General features: G+C 50.1%; 19 protein-coding genes, 5 tRNA genes and 1 pseudogene. 2 read left to right on the top strand and 23 right to left on the bottom strand.

What is annotated here, in order from left to right; translation table 11 throughout:
- Nucleotides 1-101 precede the first annotated feature (101 nt).
- The 10 genes from ACLM7Z_RS08350 to ACLM7Z_RS08305 form a co-directional block, all read right to left on the bottom strand.
- The gene (locus ACLM7Z_RS08350) at nucleotides 102-452 is read right to left on the bottom strand and encodes a hypothetical protein (protein WP_435644854.1); all 351 of its coding nucleotides are present in this window, start codon (nucleotides 450-452) and stop codon (nucleotides 102-104) included.
- Nucleotides 453-465: 13 nt separating this feature from the next.
- On the bottom strand, nucleotides 466-1,212 hold the full coding sequence (gene srtB, locus ACLM7Z_RS08345) for a class B sortase (RefSeq protein ID WP_435644853.1): 747 nt from the start codon (nucleotides 1,210-1,212) through the stop codon (nucleotides 466-468).
- A complete protein-coding gene (locus ACLM7Z_RS08340; protein WP_435644852.1) occupies nucleotides 1,209-2,558 on the bottom strand; it encodes a relaxase/mobilization nuclease domain-containing protein in 1,350 nt (449 codons plus the stop codon). Before ACLM7Z_RS08340 ends, srtB begins: the two co-directional genes overlap by 4 nt.
- A 1-nt stretch (nucleotide 2,559) precedes the next feature.
- The gene (locus ACLM7Z_RS08335) at nucleotides 2,560-3,099 is read right to left on the bottom strand and encodes a MobC family plasmid mobilization relaxosome protein (protein ID WP_435644851.1); all 540 of its coding nucleotides are present in this window, start codon (nucleotides 3,097-3,099) and stop codon (nucleotides 2,560-2,562) included.
- Entirely contained in the window at nucleotides 3,077-3,541 is a 465-nt protein-coding gene (locus ACLM7Z_RS08330) for a helix-turn-helix domain-containing protein (protein WP_435644850.1), read from the bottom strand. Before ACLM7Z_RS08330 ends, ACLM7Z_RS08335 begins: the two co-directional genes overlap by 23 nt.
- Entirely contained in the window at nucleotides 3,538-3,876 is a 339-nt protein-coding gene (locus ACLM7Z_RS08325) for a hypothetical protein (protein WP_435644849.1), read from the bottom strand. Before ACLM7Z_RS08325 ends, ACLM7Z_RS08330 begins: the two co-directional genes overlap by 4 nt.
- The gene (locus tag ACLM7Z_RS08320) at nucleotides 3,860-4,012 is read right to left on the bottom strand and encodes a hypothetical protein (RefSeq protein ID WP_435644848.1); all 153 of its coding nucleotides are present in this window, start codon (nucleotides 4,010-4,012) and stop codon (nucleotides 3,860-3,862) included. Before ACLM7Z_RS08320 ends, ACLM7Z_RS08325 begins: the two co-directional genes overlap by 17 nt.
- A 134-nt stretch (nucleotides 4,013-4,146) precedes the next feature.
- Nucleotides 4,147-5,196 carry an AAA family ATPase gene (locus tag ACLM7Z_RS08315; RefSeq protein ID WP_435644847.1) on the bottom strand — a complete coding sequence of 350 codons (1,050 nt, stop codon included), beginning with the start codon at nucleotides 5,194-5,196 and terminating at the stop codon, nucleotides 4,147-4,149.
- 38 nt (nucleotides 5,197-5,234) lie between these two features.
- Nucleotides 5,235-5,420: a hypothetical protein gene (locus ACLM7Z_RS08310; protein ID WP_435644846.1), complete on the bottom strand. Its 186-nt coding sequence runs from the start codon at nucleotides 5,418-5,420 to the stop codon at nucleotides 5,235-5,237.
- Nucleotide 5,421: 1 nt separating this feature from the next.
- Nucleotides 5,422-5,571: a hypothetical protein gene (locus tag ACLM7Z_RS08305; RefSeq protein WP_435644845.1), complete on the bottom strand. Its 150-nt coding sequence runs from the start codon at nucleotides 5,569-5,571 to the stop codon at nucleotides 5,422-5,424.
- 284 nt (nucleotides 5,572-5,855) lie between these two features.
- On the opposite strand from ACLM7Z_RS08305, the gene ACLM7Z_RS08300 reads away from it, so the two are divergent.
- Together ACLM7Z_RS08300 and ACLM7Z_RS08295 are read left to right on the top strand one after the other, a co-directional pair.
- The gene (locus tag ACLM7Z_RS08300; protein ID WP_291236810.1) at nucleotides 5,856-6,242 is read left to right on the top strand and encodes a helix-turn-helix domain-containing protein; all 387 of its coding nucleotides are present in this window, start codon (nucleotides 5,856-5,858) and stop codon (nucleotides 6,240-6,242) included.
- Between the two features lie 179 nt (nucleotides 6,243-6,421).
- A pseudogene (locus ACLM7Z_RS08295) lies at nucleotides 6,422-7,438 on the top strand (recombinase family protein); the annotation flags it as partial.
- 422 nt (nucleotides 7,439-7,860) lie between these two features.
- On the opposite strand, the gene ACLM7Z_RS08290 reads toward ACLM7Z_RS08295, so the two are convergent.
- From ACLM7Z_RS08290 to ACLM7Z_RS08230, 13 genes are all read right to left on the bottom strand, one after another.
- Nucleotides 7,861-7,934 (bottom strand) — tRNA-Cys (locus ACLM7Z_RS08290).
- Nucleotides 7,935-7,937: 3 nt separating this feature from the next.
- Nucleotides 7,938-8,013, bottom strand: a tRNA-Gly gene (locus tag ACLM7Z_RS08285).
- Between the two features lie 6 nt (nucleotides 8,014-8,019).
- Nucleotides 8,020-8,095: transfer RNA gene (locus tag ACLM7Z_RS08280), tRNA-Phe, on the bottom strand.
- 130 nt (nucleotides 8,096-8,225) lie between these two features.
- Nucleotides 8,226-8,302 (bottom strand) — tRNA-Asp (locus ACLM7Z_RS08275).
- A 3-nt stretch (nucleotides 8,303-8,305) separates the two neighbouring features.
- A tRNA-Val gene (locus ACLM7Z_RS08270) sits at nucleotides 8,306-8,381 on the bottom strand.
- A 124-nt stretch (nucleotides 8,382-8,505) separates the two neighbouring features.
- On the bottom strand, nucleotides 8,506-9,405 hold the full coding sequence (gene hslO / locus ACLM7Z_RS08265; protein WP_435644844.1) for an Hsp33 family molecular chaperone HslO: 900 nt from the start codon (nucleotides 9,403-9,405) through the stop codon (nucleotides 8,506-8,508).
- A gap of 9 nt (nucleotides 9,406-9,414) precedes the next feature.
- Entirely contained in the window at nucleotides 9,415-10,176 is a 762-nt protein-coding gene (locus ACLM7Z_RS08260; RefSeq protein ID WP_087018343.1) for a class I SAM-dependent DNA methyltransferase, read from the bottom strand.
- The gene (locus tag ACLM7Z_RS08255) at nucleotides 10,169-10,471 is read right to left on the bottom strand and encodes a YerC/YecD family TrpR-related protein (protein WP_087018345.1); all 303 of its coding nucleotides are present in this window, start codon (nucleotides 10,469-10,471) and stop codon (nucleotides 10,169-10,171) included. Before ACLM7Z_RS08255 ends, ACLM7Z_RS08260 begins: the two co-directional genes overlap by 8 nt.
- 170 nt (nucleotides 10,472-10,641) lie before the next feature.
- Complete coding sequence (gene gatB / locus ACLM7Z_RS08250) at nucleotides 10,642-12,075, bottom strand: Asp-tRNA(Asn)/Glu-tRNA(Gln) amidotransferase subunit GatB (protein WP_273349176.1); 1,434 nt, start codon at nucleotides 12,073-12,075, stop codon at nucleotides 10,642-10,644.
- Between the two features lie 16 nt (nucleotides 12,076-12,091).
- Entirely contained in the window at nucleotides 12,092-13,549 is a 1,458-nt protein-coding gene (gatA, locus tag ACLM7Z_RS08245) for an Asp-tRNA(Asn)/Glu-tRNA(Gln) amidotransferase subunit GatA (protein WP_435644843.1), read from the bottom strand.
- A 13-nt stretch (nucleotides 13,550-13,562) separates the two neighbouring features.
- Nucleotides 13,563-13,847, bottom strand: coding sequence for an Asp-tRNA(Asn)/Glu-tRNA(Gln) amidotransferase subunit GatC (gene gatC, locus ACLM7Z_RS08240; protein WP_087018351.1), 285 nt, complete (start codon nucleotides 13,845-13,847; stop codon nucleotides 13,563-13,565).
- The gene (gene ligA, locus ACLM7Z_RS08235) at nucleotides 13,847-15,823 is read right to left on the bottom strand and encodes an NAD-dependent DNA ligase LigA (RefSeq protein WP_087018354.1); all 1,977 of its coding nucleotides are present in this window, start codon (nucleotides 15,821-15,823) and stop codon (nucleotides 13,847-13,849) included. Before ligA ends, gatC begins: the two co-directional genes overlap by 1 nt.
- Before the next feature lie 86 nt (nucleotides 15,824-15,909).
- Nucleotides 15,910-16,551 carry a sporulation protein YunB gene (locus ACLM7Z_RS08230; protein WP_165761065.1) on the bottom strand — a complete coding sequence of 214 codons (642 nt, stop codon included), beginning with the start codon at nucleotides 16,549-16,551 and terminating at the stop codon, nucleotides 15,910-15,912.
- Nucleotides 16,552-16,621: the final 70 nt, after the last annotated feature.

The raw sequence follows: 16,621 nt of genomic DNA, 5'->3' as shown, positions 1-16,621 counted from the left end.
CCTTCCCATTAGGATAACCAATTCATTTTAATAAGTCAACCGCTTCCGTAAAGAAATTACGGAACTCATTATTATGTTTTGGTAACTTTTTATTTTGTCCTTTACATTGGCTCTTTCACCACCTTTATCAACTTCTCTGTCAGCCCTCTCAGCAGCATCGGAACCGCTGCCTGTCCGACTGTCAATGCCAGCGTCAGCAGAATCAGAAACAGCGCACAGCCTGATGCCATCAACAGATATTTCAGTGCAAACGTTCCGCTGATAACCATGACAACAATAGCCAGTATAGACATAGACGCACCGATACCGCACAATCCAGCTATGAATGCCAGAATAAAACTGCCTGTTGAGAATAACAGCAGCAACGCCATTGGAATGACAGCTAACACAGCGCAGATTATCTTCATCAGAATTTTTACTATCTTCGGTATTTTCTTATAAATCGTACCCATAAAACTTATCCTTTCATGAAATGCGGATTCCCTGAACCACAACACGTTTATTAAAATTCTTTGCGTAACAGCACACCAGCGTGACAACCTGATTATCCGTGTTCACTTCTGTTCCGGTATCATACTGTGCATTCTCACAGGCAGATTGCAGAAAACCGGAAAAAGAATTTTCGTCCAAATCCGGATTGAATGCAATGCTGTCTGCACCGCTCAGATAGACGGCAAAAATCATATATGTATACCGGCTGCCATCTTCGCAGTCAATTACAAACTGTTTGTGATCGTTCCAGAAATTCTCTTCCAGATAATTGTTCAACTGACTGAACATTGTATGTTTGGCAGAAAGATAATGTCCGTAAATTACCGTATTGTAGTCCGAAAAATCCGGTTTATTGCGGTAATCCATAAAAATACTTCCCATCCAGTTTCGTTTTCCGTTGTAAGCATAATTCAGATAATGCGAATTATTTGTACCCTGTACAATCGGATAATCTATGTTCGTGTCAGGAATGGTAATCCATCCGATAACATCCTGGTTTACTGCGTTCAGTGCATCAAAGTCAATTCCGCTGCTGTCCGCAGGCTGATCTTCTTCTGATTCCTGCGGAGTATCTTTCGATATTGTTCGGTAAACCAGACGGCATTCATCGTACATGGCCATGCTGTCCTGTTCCTGAAAATGCAGATATGCCAACACTGCACCGGCTGCAATGCAGATAACGATTAGAATAACCTGCAAGACGGTCAAAACTTTTCTCATAGGCTGTAATCCTCCGTCCGGTGTTTTTTCTTCTCCTGCTCATCCTGCTTCTGATGCCGGATGAATACATACTCTTCGCCATTTTCCAACCGGTCTACGATGTTCTGTGCATCCACCAGCCGATCAATTCGATTCTCAATATTCTCTAAGGTTTGATGCAGGTCATCTGCTTCACCCTCACTTCGGGTAATGATACGTTCCAGTGCATCCGTCCGAATATGCAGAGAAATGCCCTGCTGCTCCAGTTTTGCCTTTGCCGACTGAAACAGCTTGAGCTCCTCGGAATATGTTTTCTGAAAGGCTTTCTTTCCGAAAACCGTTTTACTCTCCAACTCATCGGCAAGCGGTTTATATTTCTGATAGATGCCAACAACCTGCACCAGCCATTCTGCCTGATGGATTTTATCATTCAGTTTGGAAATATCTGCTTTGGTATCGGCAGCCTGTTTTCGCAATGCGGAAATCCGCAAATCAAAATCGGAAAACTGCTCGATATCCTCACGGCGCATGGTAAACAAAGCATCTGCCAAATCCTTTGCCGCAGAAATCCGCTTGCTGCGTGACAGTGTATGTACCCGATTTGCATACTGATTTTTCTGGTCAATGCGATGAATGATTGCAGCTTTTGAAAACAGATCGCCCAGTGTTTTATCACGGACAAACCGCTGCTGACCAGACATACGAAAGGAAAGATATTTTCCTTCCTTGATTTCCACACCTTGCTCCTGCATGAGCTGCCGGAAGTCCTGAAAATCGGCTGAATGTCGAATGGTTTCATTGATGATCGTCCGAAGCTGAGAACGATAGGATTTCGGATTCGGATGAATCGGAGCCTGCGCTTTGCCTTCGTCCACTGTGATCTGTAAGCCGTACCGACGGCGCACCTCGTCATTTTTTGCTCTGAAAAATGCAATGGTTTTGTTTTTCTGTGAATGAAATTTCCGTCCATCCGCATAGGAAACTGCGTTAAAAATTAGATGATTATGCGGATTCTCCGTATTCACATGCGTTGCAAGTATAAATTCAAACCGATCTCCCAAAACCTCATGCACCCATTCCATGCCGATTTCATGAATTTCTTCCGGTGTCAAATTATCATCTGCATCAAAGGACTGAATCCAGTGATAGGCAACAACCTCTTTTTTGCCATTCTCCAACTTTCGATTTCTTCCAGAAATATGCTTCTGCAAATCAGTAGTTTCTTGAAACCGCACAGCTGCATCCTGCGGATTACAGCCGAATCCGGAAACTAACGTTCCATCTTTCGTTTTCGCATCGTTGATGATGTACGCAATCGCTTTTGCCAGCGTGTTGTGAATCGGTCTGCTTGCTTTCACGATGCCCATTTCAATCAGAAACCTTGTCGAGCAGATCGTCCAGCTTCTCAAAGACTTCTGCATACAGATTCAGCAAGCGGAAGATTTCTGTCAGCTGATTTTGAAGCTGCCGAATCTCATCATAGTAAATGCGGTGTGTGGCATTGACCCGAAACGCAATCTGATTGATGTTGGTGGCAATGCCTGCAATCTGACGTCGGATATTGGAAATCTCTTTCCAGTCAAGAATCAGTATATGACCTGCAAGCAACATCCGACGGGCATACTGCCCGAAATCATTACAGTGATACTCTTTCATGATTCCCTGAATTTTTTCTTTTTCCTCTGGTGTGACGCGAAAATGCAGGTTCACATGACGAGTTCGTTTCTCCAAGTCCGCACCTTCTTTCGATTTCAAAGGGTTTGGGATTTTCCCAAGTTTCAGTTTTTCAATTTTGACGAAATTGTAAACTGCCGCAAATGGGTCCCAGTTTGCTATGCTTGCTGGGTAGTAAATTTGTGCCAAAAGCGGCATAAAAATATTGCGGTTATGACTTTGATAAAAGTTCAATTTCCAACTGCTCCAGCTTTTGTCTGGAGAATTCATTTTGTTTCCAATCCGACTGCGAATAGAGATATTCCCAGTGAATCAAATCTGTCAATGCAGATTTCGGTATATGTACAGAAAATCGTAAGGAATCCGGCTTCAAATGCTGTGTTTCATCCCGTTCACCATCCAGCAGGAATATATGGGAACGGTGCAGCAGCATGAGCAGAAACAACAGATGATTGGGGATTCTGCTGTCCGGCTGATAAACTGAAAAGCCGGTCAGCGCACATGGATGAATTTGAAATGCGTCTGCAATTTTCTGAATGGTATTTGCATTCGGCTGTAAATGACCGCTTTCATATTTGCTGTAATTGGATTGGCAAATATGGGACTGCTGTGCTGCATGGCTCTGCGTCCATTCCCGTTTGCCTCTCAGATACAGCATTCGTTCTGCTGTAGTCATGACATCGCGCTCCATGTCCGGCAGTCGGTACGGTTGATGCAGCTGGTGAAAAAGGATTTCTGAAAATCCATCGGCGGTGCATAATAATCGCAAATTTCTAAGAGCAGCTTCTGCTCCCAGTCCATCAGATACATCATGACCATTCGATGCTCTGCGTCAAAATAAGAAAATCGGCACAGTGCTTTCTGCAAACAGTGCAGACTGTAATGAATGCGTTCCATACCTCTGGCAGAGGAAATGAGCTTCTCTATCTGTTCCAGTGCATCCATGATGCAGTCGAATTCATGTGCCGACAGGATGCAGGTATATGGGTATAAATCATTTGTCGGATTCATGTTTCTTCTCCTCACGCATACGCTGTGCCTGTTCCATCATTCGATCATCCTGTGCGCCGATAAGGATGCAGCAGTAAAGCGCAATAGAATCCAAAACCGCAAACACGCCCAGAACACTTAAAATAACTTTTACCAAAATTCATTCACCTCGTTAAGTCATGAAAAAAAGTTTAATCTGTGACGGGTGTGACGGCTGTGACGACAAATATCGGGGCTAAATAACCCGTCACACCTGTCACACCCGTCACGCTCCGAACAATTTCTATGTTATTACGATTGCTCATAATCAAGCGTAATATACCTCTTTTCCCGTGTGCGTCTACGCTCATACCGAATCTGATAATCCAGATACAAGCGTCCCGCACGGCAGTTTAATTTTTTGAAAAAGCTGTTTGCAGATTCTTCAATTTTAAGTTCTTCGAGTAATTCAGATGGAGTGCCTTCCCAATGCGGATGTTCTTCTGTGATAAAAGCTGCGATTGCTTCCAGCTCCGGTTCAGCCGGAACACGATAAATTTCGCCTTCTTCTTTTTCCAGCTCCCAGATCAGCCGTTTTGGATTTCTGGAAAGCAAAAGCCGCTGGCTCGGCTGATCCCGTCCGATTACATCAAGAACCGCATTTGCGCTGATCCGTTCATCGGTATACAGCACAAGTGCGCCATCGGCTGCACCTTGTATTCCGTTGGTTCCGCTTATCATTTCAAACTTATCATTGGAATTCATTTTTCTGGTGTGATGAATCAGCAGGATGCAGATATTCCATTCGTCAGCCATTTGTTTGAAAGCTGTTACGGCCTCATAGTCTCTCGCATAGCTGTAAGTATCTCCGCCGTCACTGCGGACTTTCTGCAGAACATCTACAATGATGAGTTGTGTATCCGGATATTCCTGCACAAAACCTTTCAGCTGTTTTTCCAAACCACCGCCAAGCGGATGACACCAGATGGCCAGCTTCAATTTTTCGCTGTTGTCTGCACCGAACATTCGATACAATCTATCCTGCAATCTCTGAAATGGGTCTTCCAGTGCAAGATAGAGAACGGTTCCTTCGTAAACGGCTCGTCCCCAAATCGGGAGACCGTTGCTCACATGATATGCCAGCTGTGCTGCCAGAAATGATTTTCCTATTTTCGGAGCACCGGCGAGTATGTAGGTTCCGGCATACAGCAGATTCTCTATGATACACTTTTTTGCTGTATAAACGGTGTCATACAGCTCAGTCATCGACATATACGGAAGAAAGTCAGCATCGTTGACATGCTGAAGAGTACGGCGCCGATATTCGCTCATATTCTCGTCATAAATTTCATCCTGTTCCATGTATGTCACCTCGTTTTCTTCGCTGTACTCTGAGCCTATCATTCAGAGCAGTCTGTCTGCTGCCAATCATTGTCCTCTTCATCACCCCTCTTTTTTCCACTGCATGATTTCCGTTGTTCTGTGTATTTTTTCTCCACAATGTCTACGAAAATCTGTGCGATAAAATCAGCTCCCCCATTTTTCACTTCATCAGTTAACTCAATGTCAAAATGCAGCTGATTCATTTCAAGCACCTGCTTTCTTTGTCTCAAGCACTTCCTTAAAAAGATAATCAATTTCACAATCAGGAAAACAGCTCTGCTGAATCCTTACTGCTTCATCAAGGTACAGCTTTTTCTTTCCTGAAAATTTTGCCCCCAGCGTATTTCGATTCATACAGGTAGCCTCACTGATGTCCTTTAACGAAAGACATCTGCGGGCCATCTCTACTCTGAGGTTCTCGAAAAAAACATTTTCATACATTTCGATTCTCCTAACGTATAAAAATTATTACAGTTTTTGGAAACTGCGTTTCTATACTATATTTCACCGCATTTGTTGTCAATATATTTCAAAAAATATAATTGCGTTGCACGATAAATTGTGCTATAGTTTTTATAAAAGAAGCATCATGCCTGCAAAACGAAGAGGAGATCATAAAAAATCGAAAGGAGTATCCTATGGATTTCTATAAAATTCTTGAGGAAATTTTAAATGAACAAGATATTGGTATCCGTGAGGCTGCAAAAATGTGTGACGTTTCTGAAGCCACTCTTCGCAGCATCTTTAACCGGAAGCAAAAGCGTATCGCACTTGACGTCGCTTACAAGCTCCATCTTGGATTGAATGTTTCACTGGAAAGACTGAACGGTGATCCACTTCTGACAAAGCCGCCAGTTCATCCACGCCGACGTAAGGATGACCCGAACCTTAGAATTCTTGCAGACACATATGAAGATTTGTCTGAAGAAGGAAAAGAAAAAGTGATGACGTATCTGAAAGATATTCATTCTATCAAAAAATATCGTCGGGACAAAACCGCAGAAAATTCAGATTCACAGCTTTAAAGTTTGTTGAGCGGATTCTGCAAAGACAGACAAAAAAATAAAGCCACTATCATTTGCATGATAATGACTTAAAAAATCCCGTTCCGGTGCTGTAACGCCGAAACGGGATCAAAGAGCAGATAAATTGCAAAAACCCATCTGCTCCTCTATTATAACCGATTATAGGAGGAAAAAACAATATGAATGCAGTTATTTACGCAAGATATTCTTCAGAAAACCAATCGGAAGAATCGATTACCGCACAGCTTCGAGCCTGCCGTGATTATGCCCGGCATAATAAAATGGTGGTAGTCGGAGAATACATTGACCGAGCACAATCTGCACGCAGTGACAAGCGTACCGATTTCCAGCGAATGATTGCGGATTCTAAAAAGCATCTGTTTGATGTTGTCATCGTTCATAAACTGGATCGTTTCAGCCGAGACCGATATGACCACGCATATTATCGGCGTGAGCTGCGCAATGCCAAAGTACAGCTCCGTTCCGTACTGGAAAATCTGGATGATTCACCTGAGTCCGTCGTTCTGGAATCCGTTTTAGAGGGATTTTCAGAATACTACTCCAAGAATCTTGCCCGTGAAACCCGAAAGGGACTTCGAGAGACTGCGCTGGAAGCACGATACACCGGCGGTAATGTTTTATACGGTTACTATGTTGGTGAAGATCAGAAATATCATATCAACGAAGAGGAAGCAGTCGTTGTCCGAAAGATTTTTGATTGCTGTGAATCGCAGTGCGGCTATGGAGGTTTGCTTGAAGAACTGCGGAACAAAGGCATCCATACCCGTCAGGGCAGAGTTTTTACAGCCAGTACATTTTATTACATCCTGAAGAACAGAAGATACACCGGTGATTACGTCTACTCCCCTGTTGGCAATCTGAAAGAACATCGCTCACAGCCGATTATCGTGGAAAACGCAATTCCTGCAATCGTTTCTAAACCACAGTGGGAAAAGGTTCAGGCGATTCTGCATAAACGTCAGACCAAGGGAATGGTAACAGCCCGTGAACCGTATCTTCTCTCCGGACTGCTGTTCTGCGGTGAATGCGGTTCTCCGATGTCCGGACATCGAAGCAGAAAGAAAAAGAATGGCGGAGAATATGTTTACTATTCATATGAGTGTCAGGCAAAGGTACGGAAGCACGCCTGCAAAAAACGGTGTGTACCTCGTGATGAGATCGAAACAAAAATTCTGGACTACGTAAAAATGCTCTTTTCACAGCAAAGTGTTGCATACATTCAGAACTATATCCAGACCCACGCCAATGAATTAAATCTGGATATTCTCACCCAGCAGGAGCAGCTTCGGAAATCTGCCGAGAAACTGGATCGAAAAATTGACAACACGATTGAGCTTCTGATTGACTCCCCGTCTGACCGTCTGCGTGAAAAGCTGGACGAGCTGGAAGCACAGCGCAGAAAAATTGATTATCAGATTGATGAGCTGAACACACACAAGATTGATTCAGATATGCTGAAGGATTATATTGTGGAGGTCCGCAGCCTTGAAAATATGTCTCGTCTGGAGCTTCAGCAGATTATCCGGAAAATCATAAAAAAAGTGACCATCTATGAAGATGGTCACTATGATGGTTTTTCGGTTTTCTACACCGAAAATGGAGGTGCCACCCAGAATCGAACTGGGGATCAAGGAGTTGCAGTCCACTGCCTTACCGCTTGGCTATGGCACCATATGGAGCGGATGACGAGGCTCGAACTCGCTACCTCCACCTTGGCAAGGTGGCGCTCTACCAAATGAGCTACATCCGCAAATTGTGGTGCCTCCGGGCGGAATCGAACCACCGACACGGGGATTTTCAGTCCCCTGCTCTACCAACTGAGCTACAGAGGCATATGCTTTCTTGTCAGACAACGTTTGTTATTATATCACTTTGTTGACCGATTGTCAAGCATTTTTTCTTCTTTTCAGAAGTTTTATCCCGATTCATCGTCCGAAGACGATGAATCGAAACAAATCTTGCTGGCGACCCAGAACGGGCTCGAACCGTCGACCTCTAGCGTGACAGGCTAGCGTTCTAACCAACTGAACTACTGGGCCAGATGGTGGAAGTTACAGGGCTCGAACCTGTGACCCTCTGCTTGTAAGGCAGATGCTCTCCCAGCTGAGCTAAACTTCCGTACCGTCCAGCGACTATTATAGTATACTCAACGGACGGCATTTTGTCAACAGTTTTTTTCAGTTTTTTGACTTTTTTCGAAAATGTTCTTTTTGGTGTCGAAATTGCGCAGAAATGGCGGAAATCAGCCGTTTTTCTGCTCTCTTGCAGTCGCCGCCGTGAGCAGGACATCGATATCTTCCCGCGTGAGGTTGTAGACCTTGTCGCAGAACTGGCAGGTGACCTCGATGCCGTCCTCCTCATCGCGCAGGCGCGTCAGCTCGTCCTTGCCGAGGCTGATAAGAGCACGCGTCACCTTGGCATGCGAGCAGCCGCAGCGGTAAGAAATCGGCACGCGCTCAAGTACCTCAATCTCAAAGCCATCCAGCACAGCGCGCGCAATGTCCTCCAGGCTCATGCCCTTCTCGAGCATAGTCGTGAAGGCGCCCGCCGCCGCAATGTTATGTTCCAGCCGCGTGATGTCCTCATCTGTCGCGCCCGGCATCAGCTGCACGATATAGCCGCCCGCCTGCTTGACGCTCTGGTCGGTGTCCACAAGCACACCAAGTGCCACAGCGGATGGAACCTGCTCACTCTCCGCGAAATACTTCGTGATGTCCTCGGCAATCTCACCGTTATGCAGCGCCGTGGTACCCGTAAACGGCTCACCTACGCCGATATCCTTGATGACCATCAGATAGCCGCGTCCGACGCCGCTGCCGACGTCCAGATGTCCATTCGGTTCGAGCGGCAGCTCTGCTGCCGGATTCTGCAAGTAACCGCGTACACAGCCATCACAGTCGCCGACAGCCGTAATCGTACCCAGCGGGCCGTTGCCCTTGATTTGCAGCGTCACAGAGCCGTTGTCATCCTTCAGCTCACGCCCCATCATGGACGCCGCGGACAGCGTGCGCCCGAGTGCCGCTGTCGCCAGCGGCAGGGTGCGGTGAATCTGGCGCGCGCGCTCGACCAGTTCAGTCGTGCGCACTGCAGTAAACTTGATCTCCGCATTGCGGCAGATCACGCGAATCAGTGTATCATTCATGCTTGTTCCTCATTTCAATGGTTTGCGCGCAATGAAAAAGATGCGCTCCTCATCCGCGCGCGGCGCGTCATCCGACAGTTCTCCGCGCAGCTCGATTTCTGCAAAGCCCGCCTGTTCCAGCATACCGCGCAGCATATCCGGCTCATAGATGCGCTCGACATGGTGCTCCTGATAGCGGTTCCACGCGCCGTCCTCATTCAGCTCAAAAATATCGAAATCATAGTGGCACAGAGCACCGTTTTCAATCACAGCCTGCCAGACACAGAATACATCCTCATCTTCGCGCACGAAGCTCTGTCCGTCGATGCGCTCGAGCTTTTTCCTCGTGTTGATATCAAAAATAAATACACCGCCCGGTTCCAAAAACAGATGCACGCGGCGGAATGCCTCGCGCAGAACATCCGGGTCGGTCACATAATTAACCGAATCCAGACAGCAGACACACGCGTCTATGCTGCCGTACAGGTCAAGCTGCTGCATCGGCTGGTGCAGCAGCAGGACAGGGGATTTGACATCCAATCCGCAGCAGTTCTCCTGCGCCATCATCAGCATATCCTCCGACTGGTCAGCACCAATCATGTCATATCCTCGCTGCGCGAGAATGCGCGTCAGCGAGCCGGTGCCGCAGGCGAGGTCGAGGATAATATTCGGCTTAACCTGCTTCTGTGCAAAAATCCGCTCAAAAAAATCCGCCCACCGTTCGTATGGTACGTCATCGGTGAAGCGGTCATAGTATTCCGAGAGCAATGCGTACTCTGAATATTCACTCATGCCTGCCGTTCCCCTTCATACGGTCGAGCGCCGTGCGATAGCCGTCCGAACCATAGGTCAAACACTTGTTAACACGGCTGATGGTCGCGGTCGATGCGCCGGTTTCGCGCGCAATATCACTGTAGATGCGCCCTTCGTCCAGCATCTGCGCAACCTGAAACCGCTGCTCCATGGCGCGCAGCTCACTGATTGTGCACAAATCCTCAAAAAAGTTGCTGCACTCGTCGATGTCCTTCAAATTCAGAATGGCCTGAAACAGATCATCCATAGATTTTCCTCTGAGCTTGCTGTTCATCAATTCTATGCCTCCGCCGGGAGTATTCTCCCGTCCCTTCGTTAATATCAGCTATATTGTAACACGTTAGTTCGTGAAAGTAAACATATAACCAATGGAAAGATAGGGACAGGCGCGCCGTTTCACAAAAACAGCACGCCTGTCCGGTTATCTGACGATACGTTTGGGTTTTACAGCTTCGCCAGTGTCTTGTTCAGGCACTGGTTAATCATCTTCGGGTTGCCCTTGCCCTTGGAGGCCTTCATGCACTGGCCAACCAGGAAGCCGACAACATTCTTCTTGCCGCCCTTGTAGTCTTCCACAGACTTCGGATTCGCAGCCAGAACCTCATCGACGAGCTTCTGAATGGCACCCTCGTCGGAGACCTGCTTCAGGCCGAGCTTTTCAACGATGGCATCGACCGAATCGTCCGTCTCAAACAGCTGGATCAGCACCTTCTTGCCTGCGTTGCCGGAGATGACATTCTTCTCAATCAGCTCGATCATATCAACCAGCTTGGCAGCCGTCAGCTTGGTATCCTTCAGCTCAATGCCCTTGTCGTTCAGGTACTTGGAAATATCGGACAGAATCCAGTTTGCAATCGTCTTGGAATCGACACGATTCATGCCAACACCCTCGTCGAGCAGACATGCCTTGTCAAACGCGTCGGAAATGATGCGCGCTTCCTTCGGCTGGAGGCCGATTTCCTCGATATAGCGCTTATAGCGCGACTGCGGCAGCTCCGGAATTTCCGACTTGATCTGTTCCATCCAGGCGTCGTCGATTTCCACTGCAACCAGATCCGGGTCCGGGAAGTAACGGTAATCCTGTGCATCCTCCTTGGAACGCATGACAAGGTTCTTGACCTTGGAGTCGTCCCAACGGCGGGTTTCCTGAATGATCTTGCCGCCGTCCTCGAGTACCTCAATCTGACGGTTTACCTCGTAGTCAATGGCGCGGACAGCCGCGGAAAACGAGTTGATGTTTTTCATCTCGACGCGGGTACCCAGCTCCTCAGAGCCTTCCGGTCTGACCGATACGTTGACATCGCAGCGGATGGAGCCTTCCTCCATGCGGCAGTCACAGATCTGGAGATAAGATAGCGTGGTTTTGATGGTCTCCAAAAACTCCTTTGCCTCGGCGGAGGAATGGATATCCGGCTTGGTTACCATCTCAATCAGCGGCACGCCGCAGCGGTTGAAATCGACAACCGTGCCCTCGCCCTCGTCGTGCAGCAGCTTGCCTGCGTCTTCCTCAAAATGAATGCGCTCAAAGCGGACACGCTTCGGCTCACCGTCGACCTCGAAATCGACATAGCCGTCTTCACAGATCGGTACATCGAACTGAGAAATCTGATATGCCTTCGGCAGATCCGGATAGAAATAGTTCTTTCGGTCGGACTTGCACAGCTGGTTGATGCGGCAGTGGGTCGCAACACCCATCTTCGCGGCATAGTGGACAACCTGCTTGTTGAGCACCGGCAGCGCGCCCGGCTGACCCGTGCAGACCGGGCACACATGTGTATTGATTTCTGCGCCGAATGCAGTGCTGCATCCGCAGAAAATCTTTGTCTTGGTAGAAAGCTCGGCATGGACCTCCAGGCCGATGACTGGCTCGTATCTCATGATTGTTGTTCCTCCCTTACAGCGCGACGATGTTGGACAGGCCGGATGCCTTTTCAAATGCCAGACCTGCGTTGACCAGCTTCTGCTCACCGAAGCGCGGGCCGATCAGCTGCATGCCAATCGGCAGCTTTTCCGCATCATAGCCGCACGGCTGAACCAGTGCCGGCAGGCCTGCGATATTGACCGAAACCGTGCAGATATCGCCCATGTACATCTGAAGCGGATCGCTGGTCTTCTCGCCGATTTTGTAAGCAGTCGTCGGCGCAACCGGTGTCAGAATGACGTCAACCTGCTCAAATGTCTTTGCATAGTCCGCACGGATGGCGCGCTGTGCGGCACGTGCCTTTTTATAGTAGGCATCGTAATATCCGGAGGACAGAACATAGGTGCCGAGCATGATGCGGCGCTGTACCTCCGGTCCAAAGCCCTCGCTTCTGGACTTGACATACAGGTCAACCAAACCGTCAAAATCCTTTGCGCGGTAGCCGTACTTGACGCCGTCGAAACGTGCCAGGTTGGATGATGCCTCCGCGGAGGACAGGATATAATAAATCGGCAGCGCATACTTGGACAGCGGCAGAGAGATTTCCACAACCTCTGCGCCCAGCTGCTTGTAGGTTTCCGCAGCCGCGAGAACAGCCTTGCTGACCTCCTCAGAGATGCCCTCCCCGAAGTATTCCTTCGGCAGGCCGATCTTCATGCCGCGGATGTCCGCATTCATGCCCGCGGTCAGGCTCGCATATTCGCGCGGCACGCTGGTGGAATCCATTTTGTCATGACCCATCAGCACATCTGCCAGCATGGCAGCATCTTCAACACAGCGGCCAAACGGGCCAATCTGGTCGAGAGAGGAAGCAAACGCAATCAGACCATAGCGGGAAACCGTGCCATAGGTCGGCTTCATGCCGACGACACCGCAGAACGACGCCGGCTGACGGATGGAACCGCCGGTATCCGAACCGACTGCAATCGAAACCTCGCCTGCTGCAACCGAGGCCGCCGCGCCGCCGGACGAACCGCCGGTGACATGGTCGAGATTGTGCGGATTGCGCGTCTTCTGGAGTGCGGAATTCTCACAGGAAGAACCCATGGCGAATTCGTCCAGATTGGTCTTGCCGGTCATGACAAGGCCTGCCGCATGCAGCTTGTCCATAACGGTCGCATTGTACGGCGGCAGGAAATTCTCCAGCATTCTGGATGCACACGTGGTCTTGACGCCCTTCGTACAAATGTTATCCTTCACAGAAACCGGGACACCGGCCAGCGGAGACAGTGTCTCACCTGCTGCGCGCTTTTCATCGATCGCAGCGGCATCTGCCAGCGCCTGTTCTTCGGTCAGCGTGATATATGCGCCGACCTTGTCCTCGACCTGCGCCGTGCGTGCAAAGGCCGCCTTCGTCAGCTCGACCGAGCTGACCTCTTTATTGTTCAGCATCGCCGAAAGCTCGGCTGCTGTTTTCTGGTACAGTTCCATTGTGTTGCCTCCCTTATTCTACGACACGCGGTACGCTGACACCGCCGCATTCCACGCTCGGTGCATTCGCCAGAATGGTTTCCTTGTCATACGACGGTACCGGCACGTCCTCACGCATTGCATTTTTGCGTTCGGTATCAATGACGTCCGTGATGTCGCCCAGATCCAGCTCCTGAAGCTGGTCGACCATCGCGACGATGCTCTGCATATCCTCCGCGATTTTGTCAAAGCCCTCGCCTTTCGGGTCGAGCCGCGCAAGATTGGCGATATATTCGACGTTTTCTCTGGTGATAGCCATTATTGTTCATCCTCCTGTATCAAATCCCGGAATTCCTGTTCGGTCAGAACCGGAATGCCGAGGTCATTTGCTTTTTTGAGTTTGCTGCCCGCGTTTTCACCCGCGACAACATAGGTGGTCTTTTTAGAGACTGAGCCGGAAGCGCGCCCGCCGAGGCGTTCGATGATCTCGGTCGCCTGCTTGCGCGTGAACAGCGTCAGCGTACCGGTCAGGACAATCGTCTTCCCAGCGAGCAGGTCGCTCTTGACCGTCTGTTCGCCTTTGAAGTTGACACCCAGCTCGCGCAGCCGCGCAATCAGATGCTTCGACTGCTCCTGTCCGCGCCACGCCACGATGGCCTGTGCGGTTGCACCGCCGATATCGCGCACCTCGGTCAGCTGTTCCACATCCGCTTCGAGAATTGCGTCAAGTGAACCGAACGTACCGGACAGAACCTTCGCCGCCTTCTGTCCGACATGGCGGATGCCGAATGCAAACAGCAGACGCGACAGATCATTCTGTTTGGATTTTTCAATTGCCGCAATCAGGTTTTCCGCCGACTTGTGCCCCATGCGCTCGAGCGGCTCAACCTCCTCCACCTTCAGTGTGTATAAATCCGCGGCAGAGTGAATCAAATCCGCATCAATGAGCGATTGCAGCACCGCCTGCCCGCAGCCGTCGATGTCCATCGCATCGCGCGAAACAAAGTGCATCAGGTTGCGCAGCAGCTGTGCGGGACATTCCGCACCCGTGCAGCGGATTGCGGCTTCATCCTCGTCCTCGAACACCGGCGCGCCGCACACCGGGCACACCTTCGGCATTTCATAGGAAACGCTGTCTGCGGGGCGCTTTTCCGGCACATATCCGAGAATTTCCGGGATAATTTCGCCCGCCTTGCGCACGCGCACAGTATCGCCGATGCGCACATCCTTCTCGCGGATAAAATCGCGGTTGTGCAGCGTCGCACGACTGACCGTCGTGCCCGCCAGCCGAACCGGTTCCAGCACCGCATTCGGTGTCAGCACACCAGTGCGCCCGACCGTTATGACGATATCGCGCAGCAGAGTCTCCTTGATTTCCGGCGGATATTTATACGCCGATGCCCAGCGCGGATATTTTGCCGTCGAGCCAAGCGCCTGCCGTCTGGCAAAGCTGTTGACTTTGACAACCGCGCCGTCGATGTCAAAATCCAGCTCGCCGCGGCTGTCGCCCATGCGCCGGATTTCCTGCTCAATCTCACCCGGGTCAGTATATACCGGATAGCGCGGAGAAACCGGAAAGCCCAGCTGCTTCAGATAATCCAGCGCCTGCACATGTGATGTGAGCGGCAGCTCACTGCTGTTCTGGATGTTAAAGCAGAAAATCGAGAGCTTGCGTGCGCGCGTCACCGCGCTGTCCAACTGCCGCAGAGAGCCTGCCGCCGCGTTGCGCGGATTGGCGAGCAGCGGCTGTCCGTCCAGCTCCCGCTGGGCATTGATGGCATCGAACACCGACCGGCGCATATATACCTCGCCGCGCACCACCAATTCGGGCGGTGCATCCTTCAGCACCTTCGGGATTTCCTCAATGGTGCGCAGGTTGTCGGTGACATCCTCGCCCGTCACGCCGTCGCCGCGCGTCGCGCCGCGCACAAAAATGCCGTTCTGATACTCCAGCGACACTGACAGGCCGTCAATTTTGTATTCGACCACATATTCATCCGCCTGTGCGCGCGTATAGAACTCCGCGAGTTCGTCAAACGAGAACACATCCTGTAAGCTTTCCAGCGGCCACGGATGGGTAACGGATGAAAACTTATCCGACGCACTTCCGCCGACATGATGCGTCGGGGAATCCGGGTCATCGTACTCCGGATACGCCTGTTCCAGCGTTTCGAGGGAACGCAGCATGCGGTCGTACTCGAAGTCCGAAATTTCGGGCGCGTCCTCATCGTAATATTTTTTGTTATGATAGCGCAGGGCTTCGCGCAAAGCCGCGACCTGCTGTGCGATTTCCATGCTGTTCATCCTTTCCAAACGTACATTTTATTATATCAAAAATATTCCTGTTGGAAAAGGGAAAAATACGTGTTTTTCCGCCTGTTTTACGAATTTGCGGCGATAAGGGGCACATCTCCGACAACAATCGTCTCTTCCAGTGGATATTCCGCCGAAACGGTGACTGTTTGCGCCCGTCCGAGCGTGCGAATGGAGAAATCCGCTGTCATACGGATGGTCAGCGTGTGAATCGTCTGGTTGATGCCCGCGTTGGAAAAATCCGACTTTACCTTCGCGCTCACGCAGCCGAGCGCCGTCACGCCGAACGGCAGCTCCGGCCCCACGCCTGCCAGATACTGTGGATCAACCAGTGTCCCAAGTGACACAGCTGTGTGCGCGTTTTCCAATGTGCCGATGTTGTCATACACCTGCCGTACCACAGCTGTGCGCAGACGATTGACTGCCGCCGTGTCCGTCGTGAGTGAGGTGACTGCACCGGTCTCATCCGTCTGCATGCGGCCGATTTCCTCCATCTCTCCGGCGCACGCCGCCACCGATTGCTCCATGATAGACGTAACCTGATACTGTACGTAGTTGACCGCGTATTCCGTCAGCCGCGGACGCAGCGCATGCAGTCCAACCGGGCAGGCAAACAGCACTACCAGAAAAATCCATCCGTATGTGTGGCCGCGTCCCGCGCGCCTTCTGGTGCGGTGGCGCGCCAGTGCCGTTCGTATGTGCAGATTCATACCCATTCCCCTTTCGGCTGACAGCAGGGTATGCGGGCACCGTGCGGGCGGTTCCTCTTTTTTTCCACGC

This window comes from Butyricicoccus porcorum (assembly GCF_051246315.1).
Taxonomy (GTDB): Bacteria; Bacillota; Clostridia; order Oscillospirales; family Butyricicoccaceae; genus Butyricicoccus_A; species Butyricicoccus_A porcorum.
This window is presented reverse-complemented; position numbering and strand designations above follow the sequence as displayed.